This is a genomic window from Embleya sp. NPDC005971, from assembly GCF_040629175.1.
GTDB lineage: Bacteria > Actinomycetota > Actinomycetes > Streptomycetales > Streptomycetaceae > Embleya.
This window is the reverse complement of record NZ_JBEXUX010000013.1, coordinates 107,650-120,199: the sequence shown is the minus strand read 5'-3', so window position 1 is coordinate 120,199 and position 12,550 is coordinate 107,650. Positions and strand designations below refer to the sequence as shown.

The window sequence follows — 12,550 nt, the reverse complement described above, 5'->3', positions numbered from 1 at the left end:
GGCTCCTGCGTCCGGCTCCGTGGTTGCGACCCGTGGTCCCGATCCCGCGCGACCCGTGTGGCGCGCGCCGTGATCCGCGCACCCGGTACTTCGATTCCCCTGCTGCCGTCCCCGCCCTGCCCCCTTGTGCCCACCCGCTCGCTTCCAGCGGTTGATACCCCCATCCGTGGCGCTCGACACGCCCTCGGACGGACCGAGCGGGCGAATCGTCCGGGTCGTGCCGACTACCCTTTCGTCGCGTGCACCTGAAGAGTCTGACCCTGCGTGGCTTCAAGTCCTTCGCGTCGGCGACGACGCTGCGCTTCGAGCCGGGAATCACCTGTGTGGTCGGACCCAACGGCTCCGGCAAGTCGAACGTGGTCGACGCGCTGTCGTGGGTGATGGGCGAGCAGGGTGCCAAGACACTGCGCGGCGGCAAGATGGAGGACGTCATCTTCGCCGGCACCTCGGGCCGACCGCCGCTCGGGCGCGCCGAGGTCAGCCTGACCATCGACAACACCGACGGCGCGCTGCCCATCGACTACTCCGAAGTCACCATCGCCCGGCGGATGTTCCGCAACGGCGGCTCCGAGTACGAGATCAACGGCAGCACCTGCCGGCTGCTGGACATCCAGGAACTGCTCTCCGACTCCGGCATCGGTCGGGAGATGCACGTGATCGTCGGCCAGGGGCGACTCGACTCGGTGTTGCAGGCCGATCCCGCCGGTCGACGCGCGTTCATCGAGGAGGCCGCGGGTGTCCTCAAGCACCGCAAGCGCAAGGAGAAGGCGCTGCGGAAGCTGGACGCGATGCAGGCCAACGTGACCCGGGTGCAGGACCTGACCAACGAATTGCGCCGGCAGCTCAAGCCGCTCGGGCGTCAGGCCCAGGTGGCCCGCCGGGCGGCGGCGATCCAGGCCGACCTGCGGGACGCGCGGCTGCGGTTGCTCGCCGACGACCTGGTACGGCTGCGGTGCGCGCTGGCCGAGGAGGTCGCGGACGAGGCCGCGCTGCGCGAGCGGCGCACCGCGGTGGAGCGCGAACTCGCGGTGGTCCAGGCGCGGGAGGCGCAACTGGAGGCCCAGGTGCGGGCGATGGCGCCGCGGCTGGCCCGGGCGCAGGAGACCTGGTACGCGCTGTCCGCGCAGGCCGAACGGGTGCGCGGCACGGCGGGGCTGGCCCGGCAGCGGGTCCGGCACGCGAGCTCGCCGCCCGCCGACGAGCGGCGCGGACGCGACCCGCAGGAGATGGAGCGCGAGGCGGAGCGGATCCGCGAGCAGGAGGCCGAACTCGCCGCCGCACTCGAATCGGCGCAGGTCGAACTGGCCGAGACGGTGGAGCGGCGGGCCGAACTCGAAGGTGCCCTGGTCGAGGAGGAACGCCGGCTCAGGGAGGTCGCCCGGGCGTTGGCGGATCGCCGCGAGGGATTGGCCCGGCTGGTCGGCGGGGTCGGCGCCGCGCGCAGTCGGGTGGCCGCGGCGGAGGCCGAGATCGGTCGCCTGGTCGGCGCGCGGGACGAGGCGGTGCAACGGGCGGTCGCCGCGCAGGAGGAGTACGAGCAGCTTCGGCTGGGTGTCGAGGGCGGGCCGCCCGAGGACGGCACGGCCCCGGACGGCGGCGGGGGACTCGCCGCGATCGAGGCCCGGTTGGCCGCGGCCCGGGAGGTGCTGGCCGAGGCCGAGGAGGCGCTCGTGCTCGCCCGCGACGCGGAGCAGGAGGCCGAGCGGGAGCGGTCGGCGGTGCTCGCGCGCAAGGAGGCGCTGGAGCCGGCGCTCCGGCGCAAGGACGGCACCGGCGCGCTGCTGGCCGCAGGGGATCGGCTGTCCGGCGTGCTGGGCACGGTGGCCGCGCTGCTCACCGTCGAGCACGGGGCCGAGCAGGCGATCGCGGCGGCGCTGGGCGCGGCCTCGGACGCGGTCGCGGTGACCGGTGTGCGGCCGGCCGTGGACGCGTTGCGGCTGTTGCGCGAGGACGACGCGGGTCGCGCCGCGCTGCTGCTCGGCGGGGTCGAGGCGGACGGGCCGACGGCCGGTGGGCCGGCGGCGTGGCCGGAGTTGCCGGCGGGCGCGGTCTACGCGACGCGCCTGGTGTCCGTACCGCCCCGGTTGCGCGGCGCGGTGGATCCGCTGCTCGATCGGGTCGCGGTGGTCGAGGATCTGGCCGCCGCCGCCGAGTTGGTCCAGGCGTTGCCCGGGGTGCGCGCGGTCACCCGGGACGGCGATCTGGTCGGCGAGGGCTTCGCGCACGGCGGGTCGGCGAGTGCGCCGAGTCTGCTGGAGGTGCAGGCGGCGGTGGACGAGGCGACCGAGCGGGCGAAGGTTATGGGCGAGCGGTGCGCGCGGTCGGCCGAGGCGCTGGCCGGTGCGCTGGCGAACCGGCGGGAGGCGGCGGCCGAGGTCGAGCGGATCACCGCGCGGCGGCGCGAGGCGGAGCACCAGGCGGCCGCGGCGGCTCGGCAGTTGGGCCGGCTCGGCGGGCAGGCCCGGGCGGCGGCGGGCGAGGCCGAGCGGTTGGCGGGCGCGGTGGCCGCGGCCGAGGCGGCGCGCGCTCAGGAGGAGCTCAAGGCCGAGGAACTCGACGCCCGGTTGGCGGCGGCGCGGGAGTACAACGCGGCCGAGGGCGACGAGGAGCCGGACACCGCCGAGCGGGACCGGCTCGCGGGCGCCGCGAGTGCCGCCCGGCAGGCCGAGATGGAGGCGCGCCTGGCGGTGCGTACGCACGAGGAGCGGGTCCGGTCGCTGGTCGGTCGGGCCGACGCGCTCGACCGGGGTGCGCGGGCCGAGCGCGAGGCGCGGGCGAGCGCGGCCCGGCGACGCGAGCGGATGGCGGTGGAGGCGCGGATCGCGGGCGCGGTGCTCGCGGGCACCGAGGTGCTGCTGCGCTTCGTCGAGGCGTCGTCGGTCCGGGCCGGGGCCGAACGCGATGCGGCGGAGGGGGCCCGGGCCGCACACGAGGCCGAACTGGCCCGTGAGCGCGGCCGGTCCCGCGGCTTCGCCGCCGAGTTGGAGAAGTTGACTGACTCGGTGCACCGGGACGAGATGTTGCGCGCGGAAAAGCGACTGCGGGTCGAGCAGTTGGAGGCCAAGTCCCTGGAGGAACACGGGATCGAGGCCGAGGGCCTGCTGGCCGAGTACGGCCCGGACCAACTTGTTCCGCCGTCGCCGCCGGCCGAGGGCGAGGAGCGCGCCCCGGATGCGCCCGAGGCGCTGCCGCGGCCCTACGTCCGGGCCGAGCAGGAGAAGCGGCTGCGCGCGGCGGAGAAGGCGCACGTGCAACTGGGCAAGGTGAATCCGCTGGCGTTGGAGGAGTTCGCCGCCCTGGAGGAGCGGCACAACTTCCTCACCGAGCAGTTGGAGGACCTGAAGAACACCCGCCGGGATCTGATGACCGTGGTCAAGGAGGTGGACGCGCGGGTCGAACAGGTCTTCACGGCGGCCTTCCACGACACCGCGCGCGAGTTCGTGGGCGTGTTCGCGCGGCTGTTCCCGGGCGGCGAGGGTCGGCTGATCCTGACCGACCCGGACGACATGCTCACCACCGGCATCGAGGTGGAGGCCCGGCCGCCGGGCAAGAAGGTCAAGCGGCTGTCGCTGCTCTCCGGCGGCGAGCGCTCGCTGACCGCGGTGGCCCTGCTGGTGGCGATCTTCAAGGCCCGACCCAGTCCGTTCTACGTGATGGACGAGGTCGAGGCGGCGCTGGACGACATGAACCTCCAGCGGCTGATCGGGATCTTCGCGGAACTGCGGGAGAGCTCGCAGCTCATCGTGATCACCCACCAAAAGCGCACGATGGAGGTGGCCGACGCGCTGTACGGCGTCTCGATGCGCGGCGACGGGGTCACCACGGTGATCAGTCAGCGGCTGCGTCAGGAGGATCGGCGGGTCGCGTCCGAGCACGCCGAGCCGATGAGCGGGGTGGCCGCGGGCGGGTGAACGCGAACGGCGGCCACACCCCGGTCGAGTCGAGGGTGTGACCGCCGCTGCTCGCGGGCCGTGCGTCAGCGGGCCGGCCGGGTCACTCGGCCGGCACGTTGCGCGGCATGACCTTGTCGTTGAACAACTGCAGGCTGGCCCAGCCCGCGTCGATCGGCAGGCCGCCGACCAGCGGGTGCAGGATCAGCGCGTCGGTCAGGCCGCCCGCCTGGCCGATCTCGACGCACTCGTCGGGGGTGAGGCAGCAGTAGATGCCCTCCTCGCGCAGCGCGTCGACCGTGGTGGCCGCGGACTCGACCACCGACGCGATGTCGGGGGTCTGCCAGCCCGCGTACGTGGTGGCCTCGTGCAGGAAGTACTCGCCGTACTCGGCCCACGCCTTGTCCGGGTCCTCGGTGCAGAAGATCATCCGGGTGGTGACCGGCGGCAGGATCGCGAAGCCGCCCTCGAAGCCTTCCTCGGCCGCGAGCTCGTAGTAGTACTGCTCCAGCTCCGGGATCGGCGCCGCGGCGTAGAACGGCAGTCGCAGGCGCACCGCGCGGCGTACGGACGCCTTGGCGGTGCCGCCGACCATGACCATCGGGTGCGGGTCGCTGAACGGCTTCGGGGTGACCCGGACGGTGCTGCCGCGGTACTCGAACGGCTCGCCGGTCCACGCCTTGAGCAGCGTCTCCAGCACCTCGTCCTGGATCTTCCCGCGCCGCTTCCAGTCCTTGCCGAGGGCCGCGTACTCCTCGGGCCGGTAGCCCAGGCCCGCGACGATGGACAGTCGGCCGCCGCTGATGTTGTCCAGGACGGCGAGGTCCTCGGCGAGCCGGATCGGGTCGTACAGGGGGGCGAGCAGCGCGCAGACGATCACGCCGATGCGCTCGGTGGCGCCGAAGATCGCGCCTGCGGTGCTCAGCGGGGAGGGGCTCCACGCGTTGTCCGCGCCGTGGTGCTCCTCCAGGCTGATCATGTCGAACCCGTTCTTGTCCGCGAAGGCCGCCATCTCGACGGTGGCCCGGTAGCGCGCGGACATCTCCTGCCGGTCGAGACCGGGGAGGACCTGGTTGAACCGCAGATTCGTGACAGCCATGGAGCGTGAACACCTTCCGGGTCGAGCCGAAGCCGTCTCGGTCACGTGTCGTCCGCCGGACGGTGCTTGGCAAGGGCAAGCTATCTGACGCAGTGTCAGGATTCAACGGTCTCCCGGTCGGGGGCGTGCGGCCGGCCCCGGACCCGCCGGGAACGGCCGGTCGCGGGCGGTCGCCGAACCGTCTGGGAGACTGGAGGTCCTATGGAGACTGTGATCCTGATCGTCGTCATTGCCCTCGTTGTCCTCGGCGCCGCCGGCTGGTTCGTGGTCGGCTCGCGCCGCAAGGGCGTGCCGCCGGCGCCGCCGCGCACACCGGTCGAGCCGGGTGTCGGCGACGAGGCCGCCCCGACCGTCGAAGCGCCCCGGCGCACCATCGACACGGTCGATCTGCCGGAAACCTCGGTCGTCGTGCCGGCCGAGCCGGAACCCGCCCTGTTGGAGGTTCCCGAGCCCACGGCCGGGCGGCTGGTCCGGCTGCGCGCCCGGCTGGCCCGCTCGCAGACCACGTTCGGCAAGGGCCTGTTGGCACTGCTCGCGCGCGAGCACCTGGACGAGGACACCTGGGAGGAGATCGAGGACACCCTGCTGACCGCCGACGTCGGCGTCGCGCCCACCCAGGAACTGGTCGACCGCCTGCGGACCCGGGTCAAGGTGCTGGGCACCCGCACTCCCGCCGATCTGCGCGCGTTGCTGCACGAGGAACTGCTCACCCTGCTCGGCCCCGACCTGGACCGCACGCTCAAGACCGCCCGGCACACCGGCGGCGAGGCCGGCGATCGGCCGGCCGTGGTGCTCGTGGTCGGCGTCAACGGCACCGGCAAGACCACCACGACCGGCAAGCTCGCCCGGGTGCTGGTCGCCGACGGCCGCAGCGTGGTGCTGGGCGCGGCGGACACCTTCCGCGCCGCCGCCGCCGACCAGTTGCAGACGTGGGGCGAGCGGGTCGGCGCCCGCACGGTGCGCGGCCCGGAGGCGGGCGACCCGGCCAGTGTGGCGTTCGACGCGGTCAAGGAGGGCATCGCCGAGGGCGTGGACACGGTGCTCGTGGACACCGCCGGCCGACTGCACACCAAGACCGGCCTGATGGACGAGCTGGGCAAGGTCAAGCGGGTGGTGGAGAAGCACGGCCCGGTCGACGAGGTGCTGCTGGTGCTCGACGCCACCACCGGTCAGAACGGCCTGGTCCAGGCCCGGGTGTTCGCCGAGGTGGTGGACATCACCGGCATCGTGCTGACCAAGCTCGACGGCACCGCCAAGGGCGGCATCGTGGTCTCGGTGCAGCGCGAGCTGGGCGTGCCGGTCAAGCTGATCGGCCTCGGCGAGGGTCCGGACGACCTGGCGCCGTTCGAGCCGTCCGCGTTCGTGGACGCGCTGATCGGGGACTGACGGGTGGCACACGAACGCCGGACGGGCCGAGTCGGCCCGTCCGGCGTTGTGCTGCTCGCGGTCGTTTCGTCGATCGTGCTCTTCGCGCCCGCTCAGGAGGCCAGCCACAGCCCCCGGCCACTGGGCGAGGCGTCCCTGCGGTGGCACGCGTAGGCCAGGGTGCCCAGGAGCAGGCGGGCCTCCGGGAGCGCCGGGTCGCCGTTGTCGGGCGGGCGGATCCACTCCACCGGGCCGAGCACGCCCATCGGCGACGGCGGCGCGAACACGTAGTCGCCCTCGCCGTGGCAGCGCAGGTCCAACTCGGCGTCGTCCCAGCCCATCTGGTAGAGCAGGTGCGGCAGTTCGGCCGCCGCGCCGGGGGCGACCAGGAACGCGACCCGCCCGGTCGGCGTGGCCAGTACCGGCCCCAGCGGCGTGCCCATCCGCTCCAGCCGGACCAGCGCCCGGGTTCCCGCCTGCCGCGGCACGCTGATCGCGTCGAAGACTCGACCGGTGGGCACCACGACGGTGCTGTCCGGCCATTGCGACCACAGGTAGCGCACCGCGGCCGGCGACGCGGTGGCCCGCTCCGACCAGCGCGGGTCCGCCGGGTGCATGCCCGGCGCGGCACACGTGACACGGCCGCACGAGCAGTGGGTGCCGCGTCCGTCGCGTACCAGGTGCGCGCCCTGGGCCACGGGCCAGCCGCGTTCCTCCGCGAACTCGGCCACCGCCTGCCACAGTGCGGCCCGCGTACGCCGGCGCGATCCGAGCATGATGTCCATGTCCTCCCCAACGGCACTCATTACTTTTGGTTACGCTGTGACCGCATCGGGTCATCTCGACGGGTGCGGGGTTCGCACGATATGAACGGGACCGGCAGCCGTCGTCGGCACTGTGTCGCCGATCAGTCAAACGCGGCCTCCCCCGTAGCGCGTCCCGGGCGCGTGGGGTGGCGAAGCCTGGCGTTTGCCGCATCGACCGATGCCTGCGGGTGAGTCGGAATACGTTCGGCGAACGGGCCTGCGCGTACGGTTCCCATCGGGGCCCGACGCCTGACCGGCCGGACCGCTGAGGGCATGGGGGCGATGCGGTGGCGACGACGCGAGCGCGGGACGGCGGCTCCGCGGACGAGCACGAGCCGGAGCACGGGCGACAGCCCAACGACCGGCTGTCCGCGTGGTTCGCGCGCAGCGGCTGGTCCAAGGGCGAGTTGGCCCGGCAGGTGAACCGGCACGCACGGGCGATGTCGGCCCCGCATGTGAGCACCGACACCTCCCGGGTGCGCCGCTGGCTGGACGGTGAGCAGCCGCGCGAGCCGATACCGCAGATCCTGGCCGAGTTGTTCACCCGACGGTTCGGTCGGGTGGTCAGCATCGACGAACTGGGCCTGCGCGAACCGGACGAGCCGCACGGCGACTTCGGCGTGGACCTGCCCTGGACGTTCGAGACGGTGGTCGAGATCCTCGGCGAATACACCCGGGGTGATCTGCTGCTCGGCCGACAGGAGTTCGTCGGGCCGTCGCTGCGGCTGGCGGCGGGCCGCGACCTGGTCGAGCCGCTCCAGCGCTGGTCCGCGGCGTTGCCCGCGACGCCGGCCCCGCCGCCCGCGTCGGTCGTACCGGGTGCCGGCGCGGGTGCCGTTGCCGACTCCGGCATGCGCCGGCCGCGGTTGCCGGCGTCCGCGACCGAGCATCTGCGCGAGTCGGTCCGGCTGTTCCGGCGCTGGGACATGCAGGGCGGTGGCGGGCTGCGGCGCAAGGCGGTGATCGGGCAACTCAACGCGCTCACCGACCTGTTGCGCGACGAGCACCCACCCGCCGTGCGGGCCCGACTGCTCGGGCTGACCGCCGAACTGGCGCTGCTGGCCGGGTGGATGTCCTACGACACCGGCCTGCAACCGGGCGCGCAGAAGTACATGGTGCTTGCCCTGCACGCGGCGAAGGAGTGCGACGACGCGCCGTTCGGAGCCAATGTGCTCGGGGTGATGTCCCGGCAGATGATCCACTACGAGTTGGGCGAGGACGCGCTGGAGTTGATCCACCTGGCCCAGTACGGCAGCCGGGACACCGGTGGGGCCGGGCTCCAGGCGATGTTGTACGCGCTGGAGGGGCGTGCCTACGCCGCGCTGGGCGACGCGGAGCGATGTCGACGCGCACTGGGACTGGCCGAACAGGCGTTGGCGGACAGTCGGCCGCAGGCCGAACCGGATTGGATCCGCTATTTCAATCGGGCCGAGCTGCTCTCCGAGAGCGGCCACGCCTATCGCGATCTCGCCTATACCCGACCGGCGTTCGTGGCGCCGGCGAAGGAGCGACTGAGCGAGACCGTGCGATTGTTGCTGGGCACCGGCGAGTTCGTGCGCAGCCTCGCGCTCGCGCAGGTGGGCCTGGCCACGGTGTACCTGATCGAGCACGACGCGGCGGGTGCGGTGGAACAGGCCACGGCGGCCCTGGAGATCGCCTTCCGGGTGCGTTCGGAGCGGCTGATCGTGCGACTGCGGCGCACCGTGGAGGCGTTGGCCGGGCGGTTCCCGGCCGATCCGGCGGTGGCCGAACTGGCCGCCCGGGTGGCCCGGGAGCTGCCCGAGGCGCCGTTCCCGACCGCGTGACGCGCGTCGGCCCCCGCCCGCGCGTGGCGGACGGGGGCCGAACGGTGTTGCCGGTGGGCTACTTCAGCCCGATCCGGTCCATGAAGAACACGCCGGTGTTGTACTGCACGACGCCGGTGACCTTCTTGTTGAATATCACGCCGATCGAGGATTCGGCGTACGTCCACAACGGCAGCTCGGCGACCATCGCCTTCTGCAGGTCCGAGTAGGCCTTCTTGCGGGCCGCCGGGTCGGTCGAGCTGCGGCCGGCCACCAGCGCGCCGTCCACGGCCGGGTTGATCCAGCCGACGAAGTTGGTCGGGCTCTTGGAGAACCAGTTGTTGAAGGCCAGCGGCTCGGGGTCGACCAGCCACTGCTGGAAGAGCATCGCCTGGAAGTCCTTGCGCAGCGCGTACTTCTCGATGTACGCCCCGATCTCCAGCGGCTCCAGCTTCATCGAGACGTTCTTGTACTCGGCGAGCTGGGTCTGCATCCACTCGGCGACCTTGACCGAGGAGGGGTTCTGCGGCAGGAGGTAGGTGAACTCGACCTTCTTGCCCTCGCGCTCCAGCTCGTCGAAGAGCTGCTTGGCCTTGGCCTTGTCCGGGTTCGCCTGCACGTTGGCCGGGTCGAAGAACGGCGACTTCTGGGCGAAGTAGCCCTTCGCGGGCACGTAGCCGTTGGACAGCGTCTTGGGGATGCCGGCCGGGTCCAGGGCCAGGGTGACCGCCTGGCGTGCCCGCAGGTCGTCGAACGGCGGCTTGGTCATGTTGAACTGGATCATCTGGCCGCCGTCGACCGAGCGCTGGACGACGCCGACCTCCTTCTCCGCCTGCGCGAGGGTCGCGTTGTCGGAGCTCAGGAAGACGTCCGCGCCACCGCTGTTGACGGTGTTGTACTGCTGCTTGACGTCCGGCACGTTCTTGATCGTCAGCTTGTCCAGCTTGGGCAGACCCTTGTCCTTCTGCCAGTAGTTCTCGTTCTTGACGAAGACCTGCTGGCTGCCGCGGGTCCAGCTCTCCAGCTTGAACGGTCCCGCGCCCACCGGCTTGTTGCGGTACTCGTCGGGACCCTTGGCCAGCGACGCGGGCGAGGCGATGTAGGTCAGGTCGATGGCGATCGCGCGGTCCAGTTGGGCGTTCGGCATGCCCAGCGGGGTGATCTCCAGCGTGGTCGGGTCGACGACCTTGCTGGTCAGCGCCGCGGCTATCTGGCGGTGCTGGGACTGGGTCTCCGCCTTGGCGTGCATGTCCCAGTTGAGCTTGACCGCCGCCGCGTCGAGCGGCGTGCCGTCGGAGAACTTGACCCCCGGGCGCAGCTTGAGCTGCCAGGTCTTGCCGTTGTCCGCGGTGGTCAGCGCCTCACCCAGGTGTGCCTTGACCGAGTTGTCCGCCGCGTCGATATAAAAGAGCGGGTCGTACAGCGCGGCCAGCCGCGGTTCGTCGGCCACCGCGACGGAGGCGGCCTTGAACGGGTCGAGGGAGGCGGAGTCCTGTACGGCCAGCATGGTCATGCTGCCGCCGGCCTTGGCCTCGCCCTGGACGGTCGACTGTTTGCCGCCCGATGAGTTGGAGTCGTCCGAACCGCCACACGCGGTGGCGGTGATGCCGAGAACCACCATCATCGAGACGATGGTCGTGCGACGTGCGGTCGTGCGTCGTGCAGACAACGTTCTTGCCACCTCCGCCGGGGAACAACACATGTGGTGCCGGGAGCCATGAGCGTGGAGCGGGAACAGCCGAATCGGTACCGCGTGCGGCACACCGTAGGACCAAGGGGCGTAAGTTGCACGCCCTGTGAGCCGATCTGTTACATCGTTACAGAGGGTCGTTGAATCGTGTCGGAACGCGGGTGCGTCCCGGCTGCCCGGGAGCGGGCCGGGAAGCCCGTCCGCACACGGCGAACGAGCCTCCCGGACACCGATGGTGACGGTGCGTCGGATCAGCCGGGGATGATCCGGACCCGGTGTCGAACTACTTCAGGCCGACCCGGTCCATCAGCATGCCGCCGTCCTGGACGCCGACGACACCCACGGCCCGCGGGCCGGAGATGATGTTGGTGACCGCCTCCTGGTAGGCGAGCATCGGCAGGTCCTTGACGAGCACCTTCTGCAGGTCCGAGTAGGCGGCCTTGCGGGCGGCCTCGTCGGTGGTGGAACGGCCCTTGATCAGCGCCGCGTCCGCCTCCGGGCTCTTGTAGCCGGTGAAGTTCAACGGGGTCTGCGAGAACAGGCTGTTGAACAGGATCGGCTCGGGGTCGCTGGACCAGATCTGGTACAGCGCGGCGGTGAAGTTCTTCTGCACCGTCAGTCGCAGGTAGTAGCTGGCGACCTCGGCCTTGTCGAGCTTGACCTCGACGTTCTTGAACGCGTTGAGCGCGGTCATGGTGTACTCGGAGGTCGCGTTGGAGGTCGGGTTCTCCGGGACCAGGTAGCTGAACTTCACCGGCTTGCCCTCGGCCGCGAGCTCGTCGAAGAGCTTCTGTGCCTCGACCTTGTTCGGGCTCGGCTGTGCGGCGGTGGGGTCGGTGAACGGCTTGCCGCTGTGGAAGATGCTCTTGGCCGGGGTCGCCGTGCCCGCGTACATCTTCTGGTTCAGGTCGGCCGGGTCGAGCGCGAGCGCGACCGCACGACGGGCGCGCGGGTCGTCGAACGGCGCCGTCGAGGTGTTGAAGACGATCATCTGGCCGCCGTCGAGGGTGAACGGCGTGACGCCCAGGCCCGCTTCCTGCGCGGCCTTGGTCTTCTGCGGGTCGATCGTGAAGGTGATGTCGGCGCCGCCGGCCTTGATCGTGTCGACCTGCTGCTTGACGTCGTTGACCACCTTGATGGTCAGGGTGTCCAGGTACGGCTTGTCCGCGCCCTGCCAGTAGTTCGGGTTCTTCTCGAACACCATCTGGCTGTCGCGGGTCCAGGTCTTGAGCACGAACGGCCCGGCGCCGACCGGCTTTTCGCCCTTCGGGTCGGCCGCGTACTGCTTGGGCGACTCGATGTAGGACAACTCCGAGGCCACCGTGCGGTCGAAGTTCGCGTTCAGCATCGGCAGGGTGATCTTCAGCGTCAGCGGGTCGACCACCTCCAGCCCGAGACCGCTCGCGGCCGGGCGGTGCTGGCTGAGCACCTCCGGCTTGGCGTGCATCTCCCAGTTGAACTTGACCGCGGCGGCGTCCAGCGCAGTGGCGTCGCTGAACTTGACGTTCGGCTTGACCTTGAGCAGCCAGGTCTTGCCGCCGTCGTCGCTCTTGAGGCTCTCGCCGATCTGCGGCACGACCTTGTTCTGCGTGTTGTCCAGGTAGAACAGCGCGTCGTAGACCGCGAGCATGCGGTTGAGGTCGGTGACCGCCGCGTAGGACGCGTTGAACGGCGTCATGCTGCGGGCGTCGGACACCGTCAAAAGGGTGAGGTTGCCACCCTTCTTGGCGCCCGCCGACGCGTTCGGATCGGCCTTGCCGCCGGCGCCGTCGTCCCCGCCGCCGCAGGCGGCCAGGACCAGGCCCAGTGCCGATGCGCCGGCGACGGCCGCCGCGCGCTTTCGTGCGTTGTTGCCGAGGTGCTTGCTCATGTGACTCCTCCGTTGTCACAAGGCACACCCGGTCCCCGTTCGGACC

Annotated in this window: 7 protein-coding genes; 3 read left to right on the top strand and 4 right to left on the bottom strand. The window is 71.5% G+C overall.

The features are described 5' to 3' along the window. Positions 1-239: 239 nt before the first annotated feature. Positions 240-3,911, top strand: coding sequence for a chromosome segregation protein SMC (gene smc / locus ABZ374_RS14475; RefSeq protein ID WP_360310657.1), 3,672 nt, complete (start codon positions 240-242; stop codon positions 3,909-3,911). An 82-nt stretch (positions 3,912-3,993) separates the two neighbouring features. Here smc and ABZ374_RS14470 read toward each other — a convergent pair whose 3' ends face one another. After that, entirely contained in the window at positions 3,994-4,989 is a 996-nt protein-coding gene (locus ABZ374_RS14470) for an LLM class flavin-dependent oxidoreductase (protein WP_360310655.1), read from the bottom strand. A 201-nt stretch (positions 4,990-5,190) separates the two neighbouring features. Between ABZ374_RS14470 and ftsY the strand changes: the two genes are divergently transcribed. Beyond that, entirely contained in the window at positions 5,191-6,375 is a 1,185-nt protein-coding gene (gene ftsY, locus ABZ374_RS14465) for a signal recognition particle-docking protein FtsY (RefSeq protein ID WP_360310653.1), read from the top strand. 92 nt (positions 6,376-6,467) lie between these two features. On the opposite strand, the gene ABZ374_RS14460 is transcribed toward ftsY, so the two are convergent. After that, complete coding sequence (locus ABZ374_RS14460) at positions 6,468-7,160, bottom strand: bifunctional DNA primase/polymerase (protein WP_360310651.1); 693 nt, start codon at positions 7,158-7,160, stop codon at positions 6,468-6,470. A gap of 287 nt (positions 7,161-7,447) precedes the next feature. On the opposite strand from ABZ374_RS14460, the gene ABZ374_RS14455 reads away from it, so the two are divergent. Further along, a complete protein-coding gene (locus ABZ374_RS14455) occupies positions 7,448-8,965 on the top strand; it encodes a hypothetical protein (RefSeq protein WP_360310649.1) in 1,518 nt (505 codons plus the stop codon). A gap of 58 nt (positions 8,966-9,023) precedes the next feature. Here the strand turns inward: ABZ374_RS14455 and ABZ374_RS14450 are convergent, their stop codons facing one another. Continuing rightward, positions 9,024-10,568, bottom strand: a complete 1,545-nt coding sequence (locus ABZ374_RS14450; RefSeq protein ID WP_360310647.1) for an ABC transporter substrate-binding protein — start codon at positions 10,566-10,568, stop codon at positions 9,024-9,026. A 349-nt stretch (positions 10,569-10,917) separates the two neighbouring features. After that, the gene (locus ABZ374_RS14445; RefSeq protein WP_360310645.1) at positions 10,918-12,504 is read right to left on the bottom strand and encodes an ABC transporter substrate-binding protein; all 1,587 of its coding nucleotides are present in this window, start codon (positions 12,502-12,504) and stop codon (positions 10,918-10,920) included. Between the last annotated feature and the right edge of the window lie 46 nt (positions 12,505-12,550).